Source organism: Paenibacillus sp. KS-LC4, from assembly GCF_036894955.1.
In the GTDB taxonomy this organism is placed as follows: Bacteria; Bacillota; Bacilli; order Paenibacillales; family Paenibacillaceae; genus Pristimantibacillus.
In genome coordinates, this window is sequence record NZ_CP145905.1 from 3220371 (window position 1) to 3243775 (window position 23405).

Here is a 23405-nt window from a genome sequence, read left to right on the forward strand (position 1 = left end):
TATTTGGTTTGTAATCTAATTATTTGACTGCGCCACTCGTTACTCCGGCAAAAATAAACTTTTGCATCGAGAGGAAGATAGCAACCGTCGGGATAAAAATAATTAAGATGCCTGCGGAAATGACATTTAACTGGGCAGCATTCGGCCCGACGAAGGCATAAATAGCCGTCGATACGACCTTTAGCTTCTGACTTGGCATATACAGATAAGGCGTGTAAAAGTCATTGTAAATCGAGATCGTCTTCAAAATAACGAGCGTCGCTGTTGCTGGCCCGAGCAGAGGGAAAATAATGGAGCGATAAATTTTAAACAGCGATGCGCCTTCCATCATTGCGCTTTCATCCAAATCACGCGGAATGCTGTTGACGAATTGCAAATAGATGACGATTTGCAGCACGTCGGCTCCCAAATAAAGAATGATTGGCGCCCCCATCGTATTGTAAAGCGAGAAATATTTAATGACGCTAAATGTAGCGACCTGCGTCGTTACCATCGGAATGACCTGAGCAACGAGGTACATGCCCATAATGCCCTTTTTCAGCTTAAAATCAAACCGGCCCAGCGCGTACGCCACCATCGTGCCGAACATAATGTTGCCCGCTACAGCGATGACCAAAATGATCGCAATATTACGGAAGCCGAGTCCGAGCTTGCCGATGTCGAACACCTTTTGAAAATTATCAAAGTTCAAGAAGCTTGCCGGCAAAGCAAGACCGGATTGATAATACTCAATCTGTGTCTTGAACGCTCCCGTCACAATCGAATAAAGCGGGAATAAGACGACGAACAGCGCGATAACGAGTGTCACATATTTGAAAATGGTAAATAACGGTGAACCTTCTCTACTCTGCCCCACCCTCTATTTCCCTCCTCTGAACAAAAATTTGCGCTGAATGACGATAAACAGCAGAACCATCATAAGCAGGACAACCGCCATTGCCGAGGCAAGGCCGAAGTTTTGATATTTAAATGCCGTATCCACCGTCTTAATGACGAAGGTTGACGTATCGTTCGCACCCAGCAGCATGACATAAGGAATATCGAAAGCCTCGAGCGCCCCAGTCAACGTCAAAATAAGCATAAGCTCCAGCACTTTGCGAATGCTTGGCAGCGTTATAAATCTGAACTTTTGCCAGCCTGATGCGCCATCAATTGAGCCCGCTTCATACAAATCATCAGGAATCGACTGCAAGGCGCCGATAAAAATAACCATATTAAGCCCCATATACTTCCACATCGAAATGAAGGCAAGCGAGAAGTTCACCAAATGCTTATCGCCTAGCCAGCTTTGCTGCCACGCTTCAAGTCCAATTGCTCCAAGAAGCGTATTTAGCGAGCCGTATTCCACATGGTAAACGTTTTTGAACATAATGACCGTTGCCACGCTGTGCAGCACATAGGGCAAAAACAAAATGACTCGAAACCCATTTCGTCCCCGCAGCTTGCTCGTCAATATGACGGCAAAATAGAGCGAGAAGGCAACCTGAATTAAACCCCCGACAAAATAATAAGCATTGTTTTTAAGCGCCCCGAATACTTCAGGCTTTGTAAAAATCTCCTTGTAGTTGTCGAGGCCAATAAAATTCATGTCCCAGCCTAGACCACTCCAATCCGTCAAGCTGTAATACAGCAAAGATACGGCCGGGTAATACGAGAAGGTCAGCGACAATAGCACGGGAATTGTCAAAAACCCGAACAAAATTAAATATCGCTGCGTTTTGTAAGAGAACTGATGCATTAGGCCACCCTCGCTTTCTTTTAATGAACACCGTTGTTAGCGTTTTCATCATTATAGGAGAAGCTGGCCCCGATTATAATGGTCTTTGTTATGTTTTATTGTCTTCAATTTGGATAACGTGAACCTAACTTTCATCACCTAACTTTATCGCGATATTCCTTCGGTGTTAGCCCCGTCATTTTTTTAAATATTTTAGTGAAGTAAGCAGGATCGGCATACCCTACCCGTTCGCCGACCATATACGTTTTGAGTCCCTGCTCCTGACGCAGCAGTTGCTTCGCCGCCTCAATCCGCACAGAAATCATATAGTCGGTAATCGTCTCGCCTGTCTCAGTCTTGAACAGCTTGCTTAAATAGCTTGGCGTCAAGTATACAATATCCGCAAGCCGCTGTAGCTCAAGCTCCTCGGTAAAATGCTGCTGGATGTACGATTTCACTTTATCTATGGCTCTATTATCTGTACGCGCGCTGCCAAGCAAAGCGCAAATTTCCTCCATTCCAGCACGGAGCCCCTGAGCGAAGGCTTCCCAGTTTTCGCTTGCTTCAGGATCTATCGGCATATTCACCTGTCCATATTCAAGCTGGACGCTGCGTTTTTTCAGCTCCTCAGCAACGTGAGCGCTAATGCCAAAGCAGGCCTCCTGCAGCTCCTTCCAGCAAATGCGCTGAGCCGCGGCCTCTTGCAGCCACCCTTCAAATTTCGCCTGCGCCAAGGCAAAATCATTCATTTGCAGCGCCGGCAGCAGCTCCTTGCTCACAATATGCGTCAAGCGCAGCAAATGATCGACAGGCGCGACACGGCCGGCAGCACCGGAGGACCAGCGGGGCTCCGGATTATACCAAGCATGCTGATAGGCGGAAAACGCTTCGCTATAGGCATGTGTTAGCCAGCTGCTTCCACGGAAAATGCTGCTAAAGCCTATTTTGGCGCGCGTAAAGGCAGGAAGTCGCTGAAGCAGCGTAACGGACAGCTCTCTGACGCTTTCGGCATGGTCGGAATCGTGAATGGCGATGAGGATAACCCTTTTTCCGCCCTCACCCGTAATAATGATTTTTTCGCGAAGCCAGTCGGCCATGAACCGCTCCAGCTGAATGACATTCAGCTCTGGTGCAGTCGTTAATAACAGCACCGCATAGTGATGCAGAAACAGCGGCAGTTGATCAATCGTTCCACACACGTCCTCCACGACATAAGATGGCAGCTGCTTCTCATCCGCATAAAGCAGCAGACTAATTAAATCGCCCGACTCAAGGCGGCTGCGGCTGCGCTCCTGCTTGACCTTGCTGTTCACCTTGGCAAGCAGGCGAATCAGCTCCTCAAGGTTGACTGGCTTTAGCAAATAATCCTCTGCCCCCTGACGCAGTGATTCTCTGGCAAATTCAAAATCATTAAACCCGCTCAGCACAGCAAATTTAATATTTTTACCGAGCCGCTTCACCTTGGAAATAAGCTGGAGCCCGGTCATCTGTGGCATTTTAATATCAGTCAGCACAAAATCGGGATGAATATGATCGAGCTGATCCAGCAGCTCCTGCCCGCTGCCATAGGCGCCAATAATTCGGTATTCCTCGCCTGCCTGCTCAATCAGCTTGCATAACCCCAATCTAATCCGTTCCTCGTCGTCTACCACAACTATATCCATCGTTGCCACTCCTTCCTTTTCCCTGCGTCATTCATTCCTGTATTCATTCCTGATTCAGCGGCATCCGAATCGTTACCCGCGTGCCCTTTCCCAGCTCGCTCTCAATCGTTAGGCCATAGCTTGGGCCAAAACGCAGCTTCAAGCGCTCATGCACATTGCGCAGGCCAATGCCTCTTCCGCTTGGACCTTGCGGCTCAGCAGCAGACAAAGCATTTCGTACCTGCTGAAGCTGCGCTTCGTTCATGCCGCAGCCGTCATCGGCAACGGTAAACCATTGCTCCTTGCCAACAATTCGCCAGCCTATGCTAATGAGCATCGTCTCGCTCTCACGTGAATGCTCATACGCGTGGTTGACTGAATTTTCAACAATCGGCTGAAACTGAAGCTTCATAACCTGTATGCTGGAGGCCGCTTCTCCCTCAGGCAGCTCCAATTGGTACCGATTACCGAAGCGGTCGTTGATCAACCGCATATACATCCGCAAATGCTCAAATTCCTGACTCGCCGTCACCATTTCATCACCAGCATGAATGCTATACCTGAGCTGCTGCCCCAAAAGCTGAACCATCTCGGCGGCCTCTGGATCATCGTTCAACACGGCAGTCATTCGAATCGACTCCAGCGTGTTGTATATAAAATGAGGATTGATCTGGCGTTGCAAGCTTTCCAGTTCAATCTGATTTTTACGCTGCTCGATGCGGTAAATATTTTCAATCAACAGCTGAATTCTCGCCATCATGCGGTTAAAGGCATTCCCGAGCATGCCGACCTCATCGCGGCGACGCACTGGAAAGGCAACATCGAGATTGCCAGCCTGCACCTGCTTCATCAGCTTCACCAGCTCGCGCATCGGCTTCGTCAGCGCAAAAATCAGCACAAATGATATAAGCAGCGCCAGCGTCATAATGGCAATCGCTGCCGCCCCCGTGTAATTGCGGGTTTGAATAGCCTCGGCCTCCACCTGCTCCTTCGGAATGAGAATGAGCGTGAGCCAGCCAGATTCCTCGGATTTACGATAAATGACCAGTTGCTCCTTGCCATTTTTATCGACGATGTAGCTGCCATTTTGCCCTTCGGCCTGCTGAAGCAGCGCATCGCCAGATAAATTTTCAGCCAGAAAGGCCTGCTCGCTATCGTAAATTACGGTGCCTGCCTCATCCAAAATAAGCGTTGTGCCTCTCGTCGTCTCATCTAAATCATTAACAATGTTCTCAATGACCTCAATGCTGGCATCAACCGCAATCATGCCTATCGAGTGGTAGGTGCTGTCAATAATATTGCGTACGATCGTGAACACATACCGTTTGCGATTGGCATCCCCGCTGACCTCCTGTGTGCTGATCAATACAGGCTTGCCATTCGCGGCAGCAGCGGTTTCATTCCAGCGGCTATAAAATTCCGATAGCTTGGCGCGGGCTCCTCCACTTTTCATCACATAATAGGGGTTGCCATATGCATCAAACAAATAGACGCTGCTGGCCCCCTCTTTAATATTGTTCATAAAATAAATGCTGCTTTCGATTTTGCGCTGTATTTGCATCTTCATCTGCATGTTTTTAGCATAATACTGGTCCAAATCGCCGCCTGTCTCGGCCTCCACCTGCGAATAATAACGATTTGAGAGCTTAAGCCCCTCCTGAATTTCACCGAGATAGGACGGTATAATTGATATTTTTTTCATATCCTTCGTGTAGTCGTCGAGCTTGCTGACCATTTTGTCAGAAATTTCTGCTGCATAGGTAACCGTGTTTTTCTCGATCGTATTCGTGTAACGCAGCGATGAAATATAGGTCAGCCCACCAACGGGAATAACGATCAGCAGCACAAACACAATAAAAAGCTTCGCTTCCATGCGGGTTGCGGGAAAAATCGTCCAGCGCCGCAGCCAAAATTTCGAATCTCCCATAGCTTTCGCCCCTTAAGCTTGCTTCATGAAGCTTGCCGTCGATTCACGCATGACAAAATCGCCCGACAGCAAAATTTTCTCTTGCGGGCTGCCTGGATGCTCCAGCCGGCGCAGCAGCATTTCGACGGCGCGGCGGCCAAAAGCCTCCTTCTGCACGTCGACGGTGCTGAGGGTAGGCTTTGACCAAGCCGCATCCTCAATATTGTCAAAGCCAACAACCGAGCATTGTTCTGGAACGGCAACATTTAATTTGGCGAGCACCGTCATCATGCATATCGCAATGGAATCATTTGCACAAATGAAGGCGGTCGGCAGCGCTGCTTCCTCCACCATTTTTTTCACAATCAGCTCCAGCGCCTCTGTCATTTCCGAGCGGTTATTCCCTTCAAACGTCAATAATGCCGATTCCTGCGCTTGTGCAAGCCCATGCTCCTCCAGCATGGAGCTATACCCGAGAAAACGGTCCAGAAAGCTGCGCGAAAATTGGGTGTTGCCAACAAACTGCAGCTTGCGATGACCACAGCCAATCAAATAATTAGTTACGCGGCGCATGCACTCCATATTGTTCATAAACAGCGTATCCGACGGAATGAGCGGATCTTCATGATCCACCAGCACGAAAGGAATGCCTAAACTGCGGATTTCTAGCAGCATTTGCGAGGAAATTAGGCCAACGCCAATAATGCCGCGAATGCTGCTTGGGTTAATAAACTGCGCGAAATGATTTTTAAACTGCTCGGTAATGATCATCGTGCCCATTTCCCGCTCCTCCAGCTCCATCGTAATGCCATCCATAATTTTGCCCCAGAAAAAAGAGTCCCGCGTCTGGTATCTCACGTTCGGCACAAGCAATATTACCGTATCGCGGGCTTGGCGGTCGCTTGCTTTATCCCCGCTTAAGCTGGCGGAAGGCGCTTTGAGCTTCTGCCTTGCAAAATAGCCGAGCTGCGTAGCGACGCTAACGATTTTCTCACGCGTCTCCGCACTGACTCCCGGCTTACCTGAAAGCGCTTTAGAAACGGCGAATTTTGAAACATTTAAATAGTCAGCAATTTGCTGCATCGTCACTTTATTAGCCATAGCTGCACATCCTTTCATTTAAATAAAATTAAAGCAGGTGTCTAGTTAGTTTTGTTAGGTTTCTTGGTAATTTTATAAGCTAACATTAGCATAAGAGCAAAATTATGAAAAGCTTGTTTGAAAAATAAAAAAAAGACCCGCTCAGCAGCGAATCTTTCCTCGGATTATAAATGGTCATTTCGGACTCTCAACAGCTCTCTATTATATATAGAAGAAACACGTCGTGCGCTGGTCAAATTGCCAGCTTGCTGGCGTGAGCATTATTAAGGACGAGATGGCGAGGCGCTGCTGTCCTTAAAAAGTCGCATGATGGCTGCTGTTCAGCCTCTGCTCAATCCACTGCTGGCTTTGCTGATTAAACAACAGCCGCCCTTTTTTTACGACGAATAGCTTCTCGTCTTTAAGTACTTTCATAATCCGATTCACACTCCGAACGGCCACGCCAAGCTGGCGCGCCATTTCCTCACGTGTGGCGATGAGCTCATACACCGGCTTTTTCTGAAAATCAGCATGACGCAATGCCTCATAAAAATAAGCAAGCAGCTTCTGCTGCATCGAATAAAAGCTATTTTCAAGCGTTTTTCTCCCCTGCTGGAACAGCTTGTTCGCTAGCTGATCATTTAGCCGGCGCAAAAAAGCGGGACTGTTGATGACCCATTTTTTGAAGCGCTGCTTGTCGATGGCTAGCAGCGTAGACTCGCGTGTCGTCTCGACCTGATTAATAAACGGCATACCTAGGCTAATTTCGATATCGCCGATGACGTCTCCTGGCAGCAGCATGGCTAACCGGAACATTTTTCCGTCGGACAGCTTCCGTTCCACGGCAAGTTCCCCAGCAATCAAAATATACACATAAACCATGTCCCCGCCTTGCTCGCATACCGTCTCCCCCGGATGAAAGCATCGCACCTCCCAGCAATTCTGCACCTGCTCCGGGAGCTCGTCAAACATATCCTTCAGCCAGCCCTGTCCCTGAATAATCCGCTCAATGGATTTTGTACGCAATTTGGCACCCTCTTTGCTATCGCTCATCCTCAGTTATTCTAATGTAAACCTATTTTAACCTTTTAAAAAGGACATAAGTCCGTTTTGACAAAGTTTTTACGCCCATCATACGCTTTAATACCGATTGTCTACGCCCACATAGCAAAAAAAGCCGCGGGTTATCGCGGCTTTAGCTTTCTAAAGCTTTTCAGACGGAGATTGAAGCTGGCTAGTTCAGTGCGTCCAAAATGCGGTCGCATAAATCCATTGTGCCAATATTATCGCGCCCGCTTGAATTCGGTGTCCGTTTTTGCTTGCTGCAAGTGATGAAATGGGCCATTTCACCGATAAAGCCGCGTGCGTAAAGGTCGCCTAAGCATCCGGACATCGTGGAGGCTGGCGGTGTCAGCACCGTTGTTTCCTCGGATAGCGTCTGGAACGACGAGGAGCCGGGCAAAGGAGATTTGTGAATGGACAGCTTCTTGCAATCTTCAGCTATGACGTGGCCATTATCAAAAGTAACCAGCACGCTTTCACTTTCGCTAGACCAAGCAGTCATACCCGCAAAATAGACGCTACCGGAAATACCGTTCACGAATTTCAAGGAAAACGACTGAGAAATATTTTCGCCCAAATTGTTGTTAAAGCCTGCAATCTGCGCCACCTCGCCAAACAAGCCGCGCATAAGATCGACGAGATGGATAGCGGCCAGCTTCAGGAATTGCTCCTCCGTCTTGCTAAAGCCCGTACTATCGCAGGCAAAACGAATTTGGAACGAGCGTGCCGCTCCAAGCTCGCCCGATTCAATCAGCTCTTTGAGCTTTAAATATATGGGGGCATAACGCTTCATAAAGCCAACCATCAGCACAACACCAGCCTCCTCAGCTGCGTCCGCAATGACTGCCGCTTCTTTGGCAGTCCAGCCGAGCGGCTTGTCGACAAATACATGTTTGCCCGCTTTAATGCAGTCCATGACGATTTGCATTTGATCGCCTGGCTGGGCTACCACCACGATACCGTCGCACTTTTCTTTTTGCAGCATTTGCTTATAGTCATCATACGGCGTGCCGCTGCTGCCGAAGCGGGTCAACGCCGCTTGTGAACGCTCAAGGCTGCGGGTGGAGACCGCTGCAATTTCAGCTCCTGCTTCGATTGCGGAAGGAAATATATTTGTGGAGGCATGGAAGCCTGCACCGATAAAACAAAGTTTTGCTTGGCTCATCTCTTATCGCTCCTGTTCATCATGTCGACAACGACATTAGCATATTTCCATGCTCTGATACAAGCCAGCAGCAAAAAGATATTATTTTTTGCATGACATTGACTTAAAAATAAGAGTTCAGTATGATTGCTTCTTAGAACAAGTATTACCAAATGTGCAAACGAGAAAGGAATAATAATAAATGTTAGATTTAGGGTTATTAATTATTCGATTGATCATTGGACTCATTATGATTGGCCATGGCTGCAAGAAGCTGTTCGGCTGGTTTGGCGGCGAAGGCATCCAGGGAGCGGCTGGCTTTTTTGAAGCGATTGGCCTGCGTCCCGGTGCAGCGATGGTCGTATGTGCTGGACTTGCCGAGCTGATTGGAGGCCTGCTATTCGCTACGGGTCTGTCGGTAGTTGCGGGAGCCGTACTGTTGATTTTGACAATGATTGTTGCTATCCTTAAAGTTCACGGCAGCAAGGGGCTCTGGTTAGTTAACGGAGGTTTTGAGTACAATTTAGTAATGATTGCTTCGCTGCTAGGTGTTGCACTTGCCGGTGGAGGCGCATATTCATTAATGTAAAATAGTTCAAATGATAAATGATTATATTCATCATCTACTAAAAAAGTGAATTAACAGGGATTTTGTCGTTAATGATATACCTATAAGGACAAGTGGACACATGGAAGTCACAGCCGCCTGTTACAATGTTATCCTGCAAGTAAATAGATTTCATTCATCAAGGGGCTGATTGACTTGTTTAAAAACTGGCTGCCCTCCCTCTGTACGCTATTGAATTTGGGAGCTGGGACCTTATCCTTACTTTTTACGATAAAAGGCGAGTATAAGCTTGCGCTCGCTATGGTGATGACGGCGGCTTTATGGGATGTACTCGATGGACTGCTTGCCAGATGGCTTCATTGTACGAGTGACTTCGGCAAGCAGTTGGACTCGCTCGCTGATCTGGTCTCCTTCGGAATTGCACCTGTATTTCTGGTTCTGCTGTACAAGCTGGAAGCTTCATTGTGGCTAGGACCGATTGCCGCAGTATTATTTTTAGCTTGCGGCGCGCTGCGTCTGGCAAGATTTAATATTAAAGGCCAAGTGAAAGGCTTTGTGGGTTTGCCGATAACAGCTGCTGGGGTCATTTTGGCACTTGCTCCTATTTTAAATAGTCAAATGAAGCCTGCTGCCGCTCTCGCCTTAATGGGTCTGCTTTCTATCTTGATGGTCAGCCGAATTCCATTTCCAGCTTTCAAAAAAGACTACGCAAGGAAGTGAGCCGGGTATGACTTTTGCCATAGAAATGATTTCTCAATATGGTTATTACGCCGTCTTTGGACTGCTCGCTCTCGGCATTATTGGACTCCCGGTTCCAGACGAATTATTAATGTTATTTATCGGCTATTTATCCTCGATTATGGTGTTGAACTATTCGCTTTCTCTGCTAGTCAGCTTTATGGGAGCCATAACGGGCATGCTTTTAAGCTACACCTTGGGCAAAACTTTCGGACAGCCTTTAATCGACAAGCATGGCAAATGGGTTGGCCTCACATCAAAGCGTTTTGAAAAGGTAAAGGGCTGGTTTGCTCGTTTTGGCATATGGACGTTGTTTTTCGGCTATTTCATTCCCGGTGTAAGGAGCATGACCAGCTACATTTCTGGCATTACATCCATGCCTTTCCGCAAATATTTGCTCATTACGAGCCTCGGCTCTCTGACATGGGTGCTTATCTTTGTTACAATCGGCTATTTTCTCGGCGCCAGCATTAAATTTTAATGCAATCTCCTTTTAAAATAAATGAATCTAATAAGCCCCAGCAGAAGAGCCTTCTCTTCTGCTGGGGCTTTTCGGCCGCCGTGAAAATAACGGTTGACCTTCACGCACCGTTAAGGTGTACGATAAATTTGTAGGAGGTGAGCACATGGAATACACCATTCAGAAGCTAGGCTATTTAGCTGGCGTAAGTACGAGAACACTGCGTTATTACGATGAAATCGGAATATTGAAGCCGTCGCGCATCAACTCTTCGGGATACCGAATTTATGGTCAGCACGAGGTTGATCTGCTCCAGCAAATTTTATTTTATAAGGAGCTCGGCGTCAGCTTGGAGGAAATTAAAGCGCTTATTACATCGCCGAATTTCGACGTTAATGCGGCATTGCGAGAGCATCGCAGCAGGCTGCTGGAGCGCAGGCAGCAGCTTGATCAGCTTATTGCCAATCTAGACCAGACGTTATTGCAGAAGGAAGGGAAACAAACGATGAAGGATAAGGAAAAATTTGCAGGGTTCAAGCAGCAAATGTTGGATGATAATGAAGCTAAATACGGCGAAGAAATCAGAGCCAAATATGGCGACGAAGCCGTCAACCGTTCAAACCAGGCCCTTAAAAATAAGACGGAAGCGCAGTATGCTGAGGTAGAAAGGCTTGGCGAGGAAGTATTGACGACGCTGGCGTCCGCCTTCTTGACGGGTGATCCTGCTGGTGAGCTGGCACAGAAAGCAGCTGATTTGCACAAGCAATGGCTAAGCTTTTACTGGGGCAGCTACTCGAAGGAAGCACATGCTGGCGTTGCCCAAATGTACGTTGATGATGAGCGCTTCACAGCTTATTACGATGAGAAGCAGCCCGGCTCTGCTGCATTTTTACGCGATGCGGTGCTCGTCTACACAGGACATTCCTCGTAATCGTATTCCACTCAAAAAAAGGACGGCAGCCCAGCTATTAAGCCGTGCTGTCGTCCTTTCATCCGTTCGCTCTTTCCACTTGCCCTATTGTTTTTGTCCGCTATACGTTCTCGTTAGCGTTCAGCTCTTTCACTGCAACCTGCTGGGAAAGCTGCTCCACTAACTGCTCGATGCGAATCGCCTTCTGCTCATTGACACCGCGCCGACGAACAGATACCGTCCCTTCGATTGCCTCTTGGTCCCCGATGACGAGCGTATAGGGCACCTTCGCCAGCTGTGCCTCTCGAATTTTGTAGCCAAGCTTCTCGCTGCGAGCATCAACTTGTACGCGAAAACCTGCATTCAGAAGCTGCTGCTTCACTTGCAGCGCATAATCCAAATGCACGCTTGAAACAGGCAGCAGCTTCACTTGAACGGGCGCCAGCCACAGCGGAAATGCACCGCTGAAATGCTCTGTCAAAATGCCCATGAATCGGTCAATAGAGCCATATACAGCGCGATGGATGACGACAGGGCGATGCTTCCCGCCATCCTCGCCGATGTAAGTCAAATCAAACTTTTCAGGCATTTGAAAATCAAGCTGAATCGTTCCGCATTGCCAGCTGCGACCAAGCGCATCGCGAATATGGAAGTCGATTTTCGGCCCATAAAAGGCGCCGTCCCCCTCATTAAGCATATAGGGGACATTTTGCTTGACCAGCACATTTTTGAGTGCTGCCTCTGCTTGATCCCACAATTGTTCAGAGCCCATGGAATCGGCCGGCCTTGTGGACAGCTCTACCCGATAAGTGAAGCCAAAGATCGAATAAATATGATCAATGAGCGCCATTACTTTGGCGATTTCCTCCTCGATTTGATCGGGTCTGACGAATAAATGCGCATCATCCTGACAAAACGTCCGCACCCGCATCATGCCGTTTAGCGCCCCCGAAAACTCATGGCGATGCACCTGTCCATATTCGGCAAGACGGATTGGCAAATCCCTGTAGGAGCGAAGCTCATTTTTGAATACGAGCATATGTCCAGGGCAATTCATCGGTTTGAGGGCAAATACCGCATCATCAACATTTGTAAAATACATATTGTCTTTGTAATGCTCCCAATGACCGGACTGTTCCCATAGCCGATTGTTGAGCATTAGCGGTGTACGAACCTCATCATAAGCGCGCTCGCGATGCAGCCCGCGTTCCAGCTCCTCCAGCTCGTTGCGTATAATCATGCCATTTGGCAAATAAAACGGCATGCCGGGCGCTTCCTCCGAAAACATGAACAGACCCAGCTCCTTGCCCAGCTTGCGGTGATCGCGTTTTTTCGCTTCTTCAAGCATATGGAGATGCTCCTCCAACTGCTTGTTTTTCGGAAAGGCTGTGCCGTAAATACGCTGCAGCACTTGGTTATTCGAATCGCCACGCCAGTACGCACCCGCTGTGTGCAGCAGCTTGAACGCCTTAATCCAGCCTGTTGCCGGCAAATGCGGCCCGCGGCATAAATCAATAAATTCACCTTGTTCATAAAGCGAAATAACGGCATCTTCCGGCAAAGCCTGAATCAGCTCGACTTTCAGCGGCTCCTCTAGCTGTGCAAATAGCTGCAACGCTTCCTTCCGACTGACGACACGACGGATAATCGGCAGATTTTGCTCCGCGATCCGGGCCATTTCCCGCTCAATGACGGCTAGCTGATCATTCGGCAGCGAGCTTGCTATGGCAATATCGTAATAAAAACCGTCGCCTATGACAGGACCAATTCCGAGCTGGACTTCTTGCTTGCCATACAGACGCTTCAAGGCCTGCGCCAAAAGATGCGCTGTACTATGGCGGTAAATTTCCAGCCCCTCCGGGCTGTCCAAAATAATAATTTCCACGTCGCTATCTGCCTCAATGGAACGGCTTAAATCAACGGCCTCGCCATTTATTTTTCCAGCGACAGCCTTTTTCCGCAGCCCTGGGCTGATCGCTTCCGCTAATTGTTCAATTGTTATGCCGACTGGGTACTTTCTGATTGCGCCATCCGGCAGCTTGATTTGTATATGATTTTGATATTCGCTCTGTTTTTCCTTTTCCATCGTATGTGCCTCCACCTCTGCTAATATTTCTCGGACTGAAACGCGCTGCGCCGCCAAAAGACGGCTTCAGCCAGTTACGCTTGGAACGCAAAAAAACGCCTCTATCCCGGAAAGGGACGAGTGCGTTCAGCTCGTGGTTCCACCCTTATTCGACCTAATCGTCAGTTTGCCGCAGCCCTTGCTGCAGCACCCTGAATAAAAGGCCCTTATTGGTATCCGTTATCGCAGATAAAGCGGTGAAGCTTACTTTCGCACAAGGGAGCGGGTTCAGCAGCACGGCTGCAAAGGGGTAAAACCATATACGGTATCCGAAGAAGCTTGCAGCAAGCGCTTCTCTCTCTGTGCGGTCCGAAATAGGAATCATGTCTTTGGTCAATGCCGATTATGAAGATGTAGGTATTATATTACGACTGACTCATTTAAAAAGTCAAGCAGAAAAATGTTTAAATTATAGCTTATCAACTTGCAATAAGGAGATTTTTTTCGTTGTAAAGGTGTCCTGCAAACTTGTATCGCTTATGATGTTTAGCTGCAGCAAGCTCGCTACCTTCGCTGGATCCACTTTGGATATGAGGGGCCAGACATCAGGCTCTGGAAGGGCTGCAAGCAGCTTTGCCTCATCATATTCCCGCCGCTCCTGTGCGACAATTTTCACCTTATAGCGCCCTACAGTCAGCTCAGCTGCTTCTTGCTCCTCACAATAGGCTAATATTTCTGTTCGCAGGCCAGCCAGCTCCTGCTCGGTTTCCTTCTGCTTCTGCTTGAGCTGGTAATATTTCTTTACCTTCTCTAACACATAATCACGCTCCTTTTACTCCTTATTTATATGCATTAGACACGCTCCTCCATGTCTTGCATAATCTGCATTTAAACGGCCTCGCCTCATGTTTCCGGTGCAATATGGCAAAGATAGGTTTGACAGATGCTGTCATCGAGGCATATTATTTATATATGAGCACTTATTCATACATTGCTGCGAAAGAGGGCTAAACCATGGTTGAATATCGTGTAAAAGGGCTTACCTGCGGCCATTGCGCCCATACGATGGAAACGGAAATTCAAAAATTGACGTTTGGCGAGGATGCCAAGCTCAGCTATAATTCGGGCAAGCTGCTCGTCAATGAACAAATTTCGATGCAGAAGGTTGAACAAATTTTGAAGTCTGAGGGCGCTTATTTAGAAAAGCCTTCTGCTCCCGCTATCGCCAATGCCTCAGCCCGTAGTGCCGATCCTCACGGTCATTCAAAGCATGATCACGCTTGCCATGACGGTCATTGCCACAAGCAAGAGGGCCACTCGCAAAGCGACAGCCATGATCATGGCGACCATGGGCATGATCATACCCATGAAGGCGGAAATTCCCGTATGCTGAAGCTGCTGATTGCTTCTGGTGTACTCTATGGGGGAGCGCTGCTGCTGGAGCAAACGCTAAGCGCTCCACTGTTGATTGTCCTTTATTTGGCAGCTATTGCGATCAGCGGTTATACGACCTTTTGGCGAGGGCTCCGCAATTTGTTCAAGCTAAAATTCAATATTGACACACTCATGACGATTGCGCTTGTTGGTGCCATCGCCATTGGCGAATGGAAGGAAGCAACGCTAGTAGCCGTATTGTTCGGCGTTAATGAATGGCTCGAAGGCTACGGCATGGAGAAGGCGAGACGGTCAATGGAGACGCTGCTGCAAGTAGCGCCGAAGGAAGCGACCAAGCTGCTGGATGGCAAGGAAATGGTTATTCCCATTACCTCGCTGAGGGCACAAGACATCGTGCGCGTTAAGCCTGGCGAGAAAATCCCTTCGGATGGCTCCGTGACGGAGGGGAAAAGCTCGGTTAATGAAGCTGCTCTTACTGGTGAATCGCTTCCCGTTGACAAGGCGGTCGGGGATGCTGTATTTGGCGGCAGCATCAACAATGAAGGCGTGCTGGTCATTCGTATTGATAAGGCTTATGAAGATTCCTCCTTAGCGAAGATTTTGCATTTGGTAGAAGAAGCTCAGGAAACGAAGACGCCAACCGAGCTGTTTATTAATAAATTCGCCAAATATTATACACCGCTTATTATGGCGATTGCTTTGCTTGTTGCCCTGCTCCCTCCTCTGCTGCTTCAAGGGGATTGGACGAAATGGCTGTATCAAGGTCTTTCGGTGCTTATTGTCGGCTGCCCATGCGCCCTTATTCTATCTTCACCCATCGCCATCGTTTCGGGCATTACGCGCAATGCGCGCAACGGCATTTTGATTAAAGGCGGCGTATATTTGGAGCAGCTTGGAAAAATCGATACGATTGCCTTTGATAAAACAGGCACCTTAACTAAAGGAGAGCCGCATGTCGTAAAGGCCGAGGTTTATGTGGAAACACTGTTCTATAAGGTAGCCGGTGCGATGGAACGCTCCTCCTCCCATCCGCTCGCTAAAGCGGTAATGAAGGCTGTGCAACACAGTGGAGTAAGCTTGCCAGAGCCAGAGGAATTGCTAAATGTTGCCGGGCGTGGAATGGAAGCAGTCATAGCTGGCCAGCGCTATTGGCTTGGAAACGAAAAGAGCATCACGCATTTAACCTTCCCGGAGCAGGTGAGCTATAATATCGAACAAATGAAAGCAGCCGGCCTCACGCTCGTTATAGTTGCTGACGCCCATCAGGTGCTTGGCTTGTTCGGAATTGCCGATGAAATTCGCGACGAAAGCCACGCAGTCATCGCTGCCCTTCATCAGCGGGGCATTAAACGCACCGTCATGCTGACGGGCGATCACCAAAAAACAGCCGACAAGGTGGCTTCGGCCGTTGGAGTCTCTACTTTCTACGCAGGTCTGCTCCCGGAAGATAAAGTAGCTCGTATTAAGGAGCTTGCGGAAAGCGGCCAAGTCGCCATGATCGGTGATGGTATCAATGATGCCCCAGCCCTCGCATCTGCCCAGCTTGGCATTGCCATGGGCAAGGGGACAGATAGTGCCATTGAAACGGCGGACATTGTGCTCATGCAGGATCATCTGGGCAAGCTGCCCGAGGCTATTTCTGTTGCCAAACAGGTAAATCGGGTCATTCGCTTTAACATTGCGGTTTCGCTTGGACTTAAGGTGCTGGCGCTGCTGCTGACCATACCAGGCTGGCTTACGCTGTGGATCGCCATTTTATCCGATATGGGCGCCACTATTTTCGTCACCTTGGTCAGCTTGACAATTCTTATTCCGCTGCGCAAAGCTCATGGGGAGGCTTTAAACCGCACCAAGTCGATAAAATAGCGACGAAATGAATGACGGCAAGTCTGAGAACGCTGAGGAGAGCAAATTTTGCCGAATTCTAGTGGATGCTGGACCATAAAAAGCAGAGGAACGGGCTATTAATGCCAGATCCTCTGCCTTTTTTAATAAAAATGATTAGCCCGCTTTACTTCCTCCAAAATACCCGCAATGCCCTCATCCATTTGCCCCTCGCTTACCCGGGAGATGCTGATTCGCAAAAACTTTTCCCGCTCCAAATACCCCGGCAAATAGAAGCCTTTCCCGTCAACAGCCCGAATTTGTTTGCCTGATAGACGTTCCATCAGTTGCTCCATATTGACGGTGATAGGCAGTCTAAATTGGGAATAGATGCCCGAGCTCACACCCGAGGCTTGGATAAGCCCTGCTCCATTATGCCGCTCTAAAGCTTCGTTCAAAGCCAGCATTCGTGAGGTGTACAGGCTGCTTATGGCGTGCTTATGGCGTTCATACATCCCATTTTTAATATAAATATCCAGAGCTGCTTGTGAGAGGTATGACGTATCGCCGTATTTTTTAAAGCGGTAGAACGTTTCAATGAGCTGTTCCGGCAATACAGCAGCCCCCAGACGCAAGCCGGGAAAAATAATTTTCGAGAAGCTTTTCAAATAAACGACATGCTCTGTCAAATCATAGCTATAAATCGGATCAAAGCCCCGCTCTACACCTAAATCTGCCATATAATCGTCCTCGACTATGTAGACATCATATTTTTTCGCCAAGGCAGCAATGGCTTTCCGTTCCTCAGTTGTATAGGAGGTGCCCAGCGGATTATGATATCGCGACATGGTGTAGAAAAATTTGATATCCCCGCCCTTAAATTTCCGCTCTAGCTCCTGTAAGCTTATGCCTGCCGCGGTGCGGGCTATAACAGCTGTCGGCAGCTGCTCGAACTCCAGAAAGCGCAAATAAAGATTGTAAGTTGGCTGCTCCAAGAGAATGGTGCGCTTGCCGTTCGGAAACGGCATTTTTGCCAATATTTCCAGTGCCTGCTGAGCACCTGACGTCACGAAAATTCGCTCGGGTTTGGCAAATACCTGGTCACTTGCCAAATGGCGGACGAGCGTTTCCCGAAGCTCTGCCATTCCTTGAGGATCACCATAGGTAAACAGACGATATTTGTACGTATCAATCGCTTTATTCAAGCAATGCTGAAAGTCCAAATACGGAAACACAAACAAGTCAGGTGATGCCGATGAAAAATCAATGCCGTTCTCTTGAAGAACATCCTCGCTTTGCTCGCTCCCGCTGCCCTCCTTATCTACTACATAAAAACCGCTTTGCGGGATAGAATAGACCGCATGACGTTTCTCAAGCTCGCCATAGGCACGGCTAATCGTATTTGTACTACAGCCATACAGCTCCGCAGCCTTGCGAACGGAAACAAGCTTGCTGCCTGGACGATAATGCCCATCGCGAATTTTTGCTTCCATGTCGGACAAAATCATATCATATTTTTTCATATGCGCCTCCCGGCTCCTGCTGCCTTCATAACTCTCCTATTATACCGCAAAACACTAAACTGTATTGATACAGTTCTTAAAAACAGCTATCGTGCAGCATGGCCAAATGCTATATCTTTTAATTAACAAGATGAGACGTTCGCGAACACGACCTCGCCTAACCTAAGGAAGGAAGTCATACCTATGAAAGATAAAAATATTAAGCTTGCTTATATCTTCGCCGTATTAAATGCCGTCATTATTGGTTTCTCCTTTTTATTCGCCAAGCTGTCGCTTGGAAGCGCGCAGCCGCTGGACACGCTAACGTTCCGATTTGCATTTTCGTTCCTCATCATGACCATTCCTGTCGCGCTTGGCATAATTAAGCTGAATTATCGCGGCAAGCCTTTAATTAAAGCGCTTATGCTTGCAGCGATGTATCCGCTCGGCTTTTTCACCCTTCAGGCTTTTGGTCTGCTGCATGCAAGCTCAGCTGAAGGCGGCATTTTATATGCGTTTACGCCTGTTGTGACGATGATTATAGCGGCCATCTTTTTGAAAGAAACGACGACTCTGCTGCAAAAGCTATCTATTTTTCTTTCGGTGTTTGGCGTTGTGTTCATTTTCATGATGAAGGGCAGCAGCATCGATTTATCCAATATGCTCGGCATTTCCTTGCTGTTTCTAACCTGCTTCGCATTTGCTGGCTATAGCGTAATGGCACGTTCGCTTTCCAAGCAATTTAGCCCGGCAGAACTGACGTATTTGATGCTCGGAATTGGTTTTGTCGTTTTTCTCACGATATCGCTCGTGCAGCACACGACTGCGGGGACGATGGGAAGCTTCCTCACGCCGCTGCGGAGCGGGTCCTTCCTGATTGCGATATTCTATTTGGGAGTTATCTCTTCCCTTGTTACATCGTTGACATCCAATTATATTTTAGGACAGATTGAAGCGTCGAAAATGAGCGTATTTACCAATTTATCGACCATCGTATCCATGGCAGGAGGTGCTATGTTCTTAGGTGAAGAGGTGACGATGTATCATGTTATTGGCTCCCTATTCATTATTGCGGGAGTCGTCGGCACTAATTTACTGGGCAACAAGCGTAAACGGCAAGCTCCATCCTCCGGCGGCAAAGCTACCGTATCTTAATGAATGATAAGCCGGGGCGGCTGTGCTTGTGCCTAAACAAGGCTAAGGTGCACCGCTCGGACAATCTGCGCGAACCTTTTATGGCATTAACTAATTATTTTATAGCGTTAAATAATAATGGGAATACTCCGCATCCTGCAAATAGCCATTGCGTTCATACAACCGCTGCGCCTGCACATTCGTCATCGCGGTAGACAGCTCAATGCCTTTCGCCTGCAGCAGGCTGGCATAGCCTTTCGCTTGATCCAGCAGTAATTGAGCTACGCCTTGCTTTCTGTGGGCTTCAACAACGTATAGATCGTTTAAAATATAGGAACGCTTCATCGAAATCGAGGAGAATATAGGGTACAGTTGGGTAAAGCCAGCCGCCTCCCCGCTCCCGGATTGTTTAGCCATAAAGATGACCGAGTCCCGCTGTTCAAAGCGCTCAAACAAAAAGCGGCGTGCTCCCTCTACATCCGGCGCTTGTCCATAAAACCTACGATACAAATCAAATAGCGTCGCCAGTTCATCCAAATGCTCTATCCCTGCTTGCTGAACAACATAAATATTTTCCATTTCTCAGCCTCCTGTTTAAAATAGTATACCAAATCACGAAACACCCCAACTATTAGATTTTAATATCTAATAATTGGGGTGTAGTTCGTTTACGGCCGATTCATTTCATTTATTTTGATTCTATTGCAAGCTTACCATCGTACAGCAGCTTAAAGTATTTATAACCTGCCGCGCCAACAATAACAAAAAATACAAGTTGTTTTATCAATATAGGAATATGAATGGCTTCGGAGAAAATCCACACGATCAACACTGCGGTAACAATAATTTCGTAAAGACCAATTTTCAATCTCATTTCTGGTCTGATCATCCTTAGTTTAAGTGCTAAAGATATACTGCCAATGAATGCGAGTATTAGCCAGAAATAATAGGCGTCCTTGTTAAGAGAATAGCCGAATAGCGGACCATACAATAATCCGAACGAAACGATTGAGAATTTTTGTAATTTCCGTTCAGCATCCTTCAGCTTACTATAATCTCGCGTCATATTACCATGTTCCTTGTGATAGATTTGGTGAAGCTTGGCACGCCCGCTATTTCCTCAAAAGCCGCTCAAGCCTTGGCTACTGAGATTATTTTTCACAAGTTGGGCCAGCTTCTGAGCCCCTGCATAATTGGGATGCAGCGTATCTCCCGTCATGTAGAGGTTCAAAGTTGCCGCAGGGCCGATGGAGGTGAAATACGCAGAGCTAAGCACATTGAGATCAACGAGCGTTACATTTTCTTCGACAGCCAGCGCCATTGTTGCTGCTCTGTACCATCTGCCCGTGGAGCTGTGGACATTGCTCGCATTAAAATCAGTTGCCCGACCTTGCGGCGTGGAAAGGACGACGGTCGCTCCCTTCGCCTTGACCTTGGTAACCATCTCACGCATAATCTCCTTGAACTGCGCTTCGGTTGTTTCATTTTTTGCGGCAGTATCGTTAATGCCAAATTGGAGTATGAAATAATCGCCCGGTTTAATATATTTCAAAATCGCTTCCAGCTGTCCATCATCCCGAAACCCTCTCGCGAATTGTCCGCCTGTCGCCATATTCCGTACCTGAAACGTGCTGCTGTTAACATATTGCTTCAACATTTGTCCCCAGCCGCCCTGTATGCTGCTTGCCAATGGATAGTAATTCGCGACCGTCGAATCGCCGCCAATATAAATCGTCCGCTTCGTAACCGGATTGTTGGAAATTTTCGTAATTTCCAGCGAGCTGAGTGTAAAGGCAGTGCCGACCTTGCCTTCTGTTACCAAAATATTAAGCTGCCCATCGGTAATTGGAATTTGAAAAGAGTCCGTTGCAAGGTTGCCTGTCATATTCATAATTTGGTAAACGCCCTCCGCGGCCACACTGGCTCGCGACGTATTGCCAAGCATGACCTTCACTTCATACAGCCCATTAGACAAATTAACATTAAACGTATTTGTGCTTTTCGTACCGAATGTAAGGAAGCGTACCGCATCACTGCCTACGCCTGTTCCAGAAGCGGTTACATTTTGCATATTGGCTGGTGTATTAAAGCCGTAGCCCAGCGAAGCCGAAAAGCCCTGCGTAGCAGATACGCCAATGTAGCCGGAGGCCACTCCACTATTGCCGAAATCAAATTTATAATTGTCTGCGGCACTAACCTTTTCACCCTGCCCCATGCTTATCCCGCCAAGCAGCAAAGTAAAAGCCAAGCACATTAAAAAAGCCTTTGACCATCGGTTCTTTGTCACTTCATTTCCTCCTCATTAATAGGTTGTCACATATAGCTGCACCAAATTGAAAGCGCAATCATAAAAAGTCCTCAAAGGAACTTTACCATAAATAACCTAATATTTCTACATGATTACAAAAATATAAGCTCCTCTCTACTGCTATGACTTGCCTCTCTGCGCAAGCTCATTCGCCAAAATAAAATAGAGCATCCGGAAAAGCATCCGAATGCTCTATTCAACCTAATAAATTGTAATTGCAATCATTTGGCTTTGGGAAAGCACTTAATTTTTATTTTGCTCAATATCCTCTATCGCCGCATATACGGCCTGCTTGATTTCTTCGGGTTGATTATACAAATCTTCTGGAAACTGAACAGAAACAATGCTCCCAGGCGTAACAACAATATCTTGAAGCTTCAATTCAAATTTAAAGCCATCAATGAAATCCGTTCCATCCCGATCACGGTAACAATACATCCCGGAAACATCTTCCTCATCAAGGATTAGTATCCCATTTTCAGTCAGCTTCATTGTCCTTCCCCATTTCTCTCACTTTATACAATTAGTATAAGAGAATCTGGAGAATAATGCCAAGTCAGCAAGCCTTATTTTGTTAGGACTTATGCCTTAAGCGTCGTATCAATGGGTTTAAGCCGTGCTTCGATGGCTTCGCGGCGCGGTTCCAGAAACGGAGGCAGCGCCAGCGATTCGCCAAGCGTCTCGAAAGGCTCGTCTGTTACAAAGCCTGGACCGTCGGTGGCCAATTCGAACAAAATGCCATTCGGCTCGCGGAAATATAACGAACGGAAGTAGTAGCGTTCCACAAAGCCTGAGTTTTGCAAGCCCGCCTTATTCAATACGTCGATCCACGCCATAAGCTCTTCCTTATCCTCTACGCGGAAAGCAACATGGTGAACACCGCCTTTGCCAAGGCCAGCAAACGATAAGTCGCTGCGCGGCTCTACCTGCACTTCAGAGCCAGAGCCACCCTCATGAGCCTGCATAATGATAATATCGTCCTGTCCTTCGACGAGAGCAGGAACACGCCCTGTCTCTTCGAAGCCGAGCAGCTTGAGAGCGGCAACAGTTGAATCAGGCTTGCGAACAGTCAGTTTAACAGGGCCGAGACCTGTAATCCCGTATTCTACCGGCACGGGGCTGCGGTCCCAAGGTATACCGGCAGCAACACCACTGTTCGTTTCATCCGATACAAGGGCAAGCTGCTGTTTTTCTGGATCTTCAAAAAAGATAACGTTGCGATTTGCAAACGACTTAATTTCTGAATGTTTAACCTCATGCTCGTCAAAGCGCTGAAGCCAATATTCCAGCGCCTTGTCGCTCGCAACCCGCAGCGACGTGCCGGAGATGCTGCTTACGCCAGGACGGTTGTTTCCAATGTTAGGAAAGTCAAAAAAAGTCAACTCCGTACCCGGATTGCCTCTTTCATCGCCATAAAAGAGATGGTAAGCGGATGTGTCGTCCTGATTTACAGTTTTTTTAATCAGTCGCATGCCAAGCACCTGCGTATAGAAGTTGTAGTTTAAGGATACGCTGCCTGTCATAGCAGATAGATGATGGATTCCTTTTACGTTCATAATAAACACCCTTTCGATTCATATTGTAACTTTATATTTGTAAGTATATAACCTTTAAGTTAGAAAAGCAAGTCTTCCCCGTTGTTCTTGCCAGCTAGCCGATACACACGCCAGAAAGCCAGAGCTGCACATTCGCATGCTCTGGCTTTCCTTCCTCCATAAGCTTTATGCTTTCAGGAGTCTCCCGATTTGTTCGCCAGCCCGATGATCATGATGACAAGCACGAGTAATTGAATGAGTAGCTCAGCGCTCATTTTCATACCTCCATTGCTGTTCAAAATGCTCCTTCGTTCCGGCTTCTCCTCTTCAAGTGGCTTGAAAATTCGCTCCCACTATATAGGTATGCGGCAGCTTTGTCCAATATGTCTCCTTGCCAACAGCAAAAATCCACTA

General features: G+C 47.7%; 22 protein-coding genes. 6 read left to right on the forward strand and 16 right to left on the reverse strand.

The genetic code is table 11. The features are described 5' to 3' along the window. Positions 1-19: 19 nt before the first annotated feature. From V5J77_RS13495 to V5J77_RS13525, 7 genes are all read right to left on the reverse strand, one after another. Entirely contained in the window at positions 20-856 is an 837-nt protein-coding gene (locus tag V5J77_RS13495; RefSeq protein ID WP_338551366.1) for a carbohydrate ABC transporter permease, read from the reverse strand. 3 nt (positions 857-859) lie between these two features. Further along, positions 860-1738 carry a sugar ABC transporter permease gene (locus V5J77_RS13500; protein ID WP_338551367.1) on the reverse strand — a complete coding sequence of 293 codons (879 nt, stop codon included), beginning with the start codon at positions 1736-1738 and terminating at the stop codon, positions 860-862. A 134-nt stretch (positions 1739-1872) separates the two neighbouring features. Further along, on the reverse strand, positions 1873-3381 hold the full coding sequence (locus V5J77_RS13505; RefSeq protein ID WP_338551368.1) for a response regulator: 1509 nt from the start codon (positions 3379-3381) through the stop codon (positions 1873-1875). Between the two features lie 43 nt (positions 3382-3424). Beyond that, positions 3425-5287, reverse strand: a complete 1863-nt coding sequence (locus V5J77_RS13510) for a sensor histidine kinase (RefSeq protein WP_338551369.1) — start codon at positions 5285-5287, stop codon at positions 3425-3427. 12 nt (positions 5288-5299) lie between these two features. After that, positions 5300-6367, reverse strand: a complete 1068-nt coding sequence (locus V5J77_RS13515; RefSeq protein WP_338551370.1) for a LacI family DNA-binding transcriptional regulator — start codon at positions 6365-6367, stop codon at positions 5300-5302. Positions 6368-6661: 294 nt separating this feature from the next. After that, positions 6662-7372 carry a Crp/Fnr family transcriptional regulator gene (locus V5J77_RS13520; protein ID WP_338551371.1) on the reverse strand — a complete coding sequence of 237 codons (711 nt, stop codon included), beginning with the start codon at positions 7370-7372 and terminating at the stop codon, positions 6662-6664. Between the two features lie 208 nt (positions 7373-7580). After that, entirely contained in the window at positions 7581-8573 is a 993-nt protein-coding gene (locus V5J77_RS13525) for a Gfo/Idh/MocA family oxidoreductase (RefSeq protein WP_338551372.1), read from the reverse strand. A gap of 181 nt (positions 8574-8754) precedes the next feature. Between V5J77_RS13525 and V5J77_RS13530 the strand changes: the two genes are divergently transcribed. From V5J77_RS13530 to V5J77_RS13545, 4 genes are all read left to right on the forward strand, one after another. Continuing rightward, positions 8755-9141, forward strand: coding sequence for a DoxX family protein (locus V5J77_RS13530; RefSeq protein ID WP_338551373.1), 387 nt, complete (start codon positions 8755-8757; stop codon positions 9139-9141). Positions 9142-9315: 174 nt separating this feature from the next. Next, entirely contained in the window at positions 9316-9840 is a 525-nt protein-coding gene (gene pssA, locus V5J77_RS13535) for a CDP-diacylglycerol--serine O-phosphatidyltransferase (protein ID WP_338551374.1), read from the forward strand. A 7-nt stretch (positions 9841-9847) separates the two neighbouring features. Further along, complete coding sequence (locus tag V5J77_RS13540) at positions 9848-10339, forward strand: DedA family protein (protein ID WP_338551375.1); 492 nt, start codon at positions 9848-9850, stop codon at positions 10337-10339. 145 nt (positions 10340-10484) lie between these two features. Next, positions 10485-11249, forward strand: a complete 765-nt coding sequence (locus tag V5J77_RS13545; protein ID WP_338551376.1) for a MerR family transcriptional regulator — start codon at positions 10485-10487, stop codon at positions 11247-11249. A gap of 100 nt (positions 11250-11349) precedes the next feature. Here V5J77_RS13545 and thrS read toward each other — a convergent pair whose 3' ends face one another. The 3 genes from thrS to V5J77_RS13560 all read right to left on the reverse strand — a co-directional run bounded on the left by thrS (position 11350) and on the right by V5J77_RS13560 (position 14110). Further along, complete coding sequence (thrS, locus tag V5J77_RS13550) at positions 11350-13314, reverse strand: threonine--tRNA ligase (RefSeq protein ID WP_338551377.1); 1965 nt, start codon at positions 13312-13314, stop codon at positions 11350-11352. Positions 13315-13468: 154 nt separating this feature from the next. Next, positions 13469-13678: a hypothetical protein gene (locus V5J77_RS13555; protein WP_338551378.1), complete on the reverse strand. Its 210-nt coding sequence runs from the start codon at positions 13676-13678 to the stop codon at positions 13469-13471. Positions 13679-13762: 84 nt separating this feature from the next. Beyond that, on the reverse strand, positions 13763-14110 hold the full coding sequence (locus V5J77_RS13560) for a hypothetical protein (protein WP_338551379.1): 348 nt from the start codon (positions 14108-14110) through the stop codon (positions 13763-13765). Positions 14111-14307: 197 nt separating this feature from the next. Here V5J77_RS13560 and V5J77_RS13565 point away from each other — a divergent pair, with 197 nt between their 5' ends. Further along, positions 14308-16554 (forward strand): heavy metal translocating P-type ATPase, encoded by a 2247-nt coding sequence (locus V5J77_RS13565; RefSeq protein WP_338551380.1) that lies wholly within the window; start codon positions 14308-14310, stop codon positions 16552-16554. Positions 16555-16676: 122 nt separating this feature from the next. On the opposite strand, the gene V5J77_RS13570 is transcribed toward V5J77_RS13565, so the two are convergent. Beyond that, positions 16677-18035, reverse strand: a complete 1359-nt coding sequence (locus V5J77_RS13570; RefSeq protein ID WP_338551381.1) for a PLP-dependent aminotransferase family protein — start codon at positions 18033-18035, stop codon at positions 16677-16679. Between the two features lie 183 nt (positions 18036-18218). On the opposite strand from V5J77_RS13570, the gene V5J77_RS13575 reads away from it, so the two are divergent. Beyond that, entirely contained in the window at positions 18219-19169 is a 951-nt protein-coding gene (locus tag V5J77_RS13575; protein WP_338551382.1) for a DMT family transporter, read from the forward strand. A 99-nt stretch (positions 19170-19268) separates the two neighbouring features. Here V5J77_RS13575 and V5J77_RS13580 read toward each other — a convergent pair whose 3' ends face one another. The 5 genes from V5J77_RS13580 to V5J77_RS13600 form a co-directional block, all read right to left on the reverse strand. Next, complete coding sequence (locus tag V5J77_RS13580; protein ID WP_338551383.1) at positions 19269-19727, reverse strand: GNAT family N-acetyltransferase; 459 nt, start codon at positions 19725-19727, stop codon at positions 19269-19271. A gap of 109 nt (positions 19728-19836) precedes the next feature. After that, a complete protein-coding gene (locus V5J77_RS13585) occupies positions 19837-20214 on the reverse strand; it encodes a hypothetical protein (RefSeq protein WP_338551384.1) in 378 nt (125 codons plus the stop codon). Positions 20215-20268: 54 nt separating this feature from the next. After that, positions 20269-21363: a GDSL-type esterase/lipase family protein gene (locus V5J77_RS13590; RefSeq protein ID WP_338556779.1), complete on the reverse strand. Its 1095-nt coding sequence runs from the start codon at positions 21361-21363 to the stop codon at positions 20269-20271. Positions 21364-21699: 336 nt separating this feature from the next. Continuing rightward, positions 21700-21948 carry a hypothetical protein gene (locus V5J77_RS13595; protein ID WP_338551385.1) on the reverse strand — a complete coding sequence of 83 codons (249 nt, stop codon included), beginning with the start codon at positions 21946-21948 and terminating at the stop codon, positions 21700-21702. A gap of 89 nt (positions 21949-22037) precedes the next feature. Then, a complete protein-coding gene (locus tag V5J77_RS13600; RefSeq protein WP_338551386.1) occupies positions 22038-23012 on the reverse strand; it encodes a ring-cleaving dioxygenase in 975 nt (324 codons plus the stop codon). Between the last annotated feature and the right edge of the window lie 393 nt (positions 23013-23405).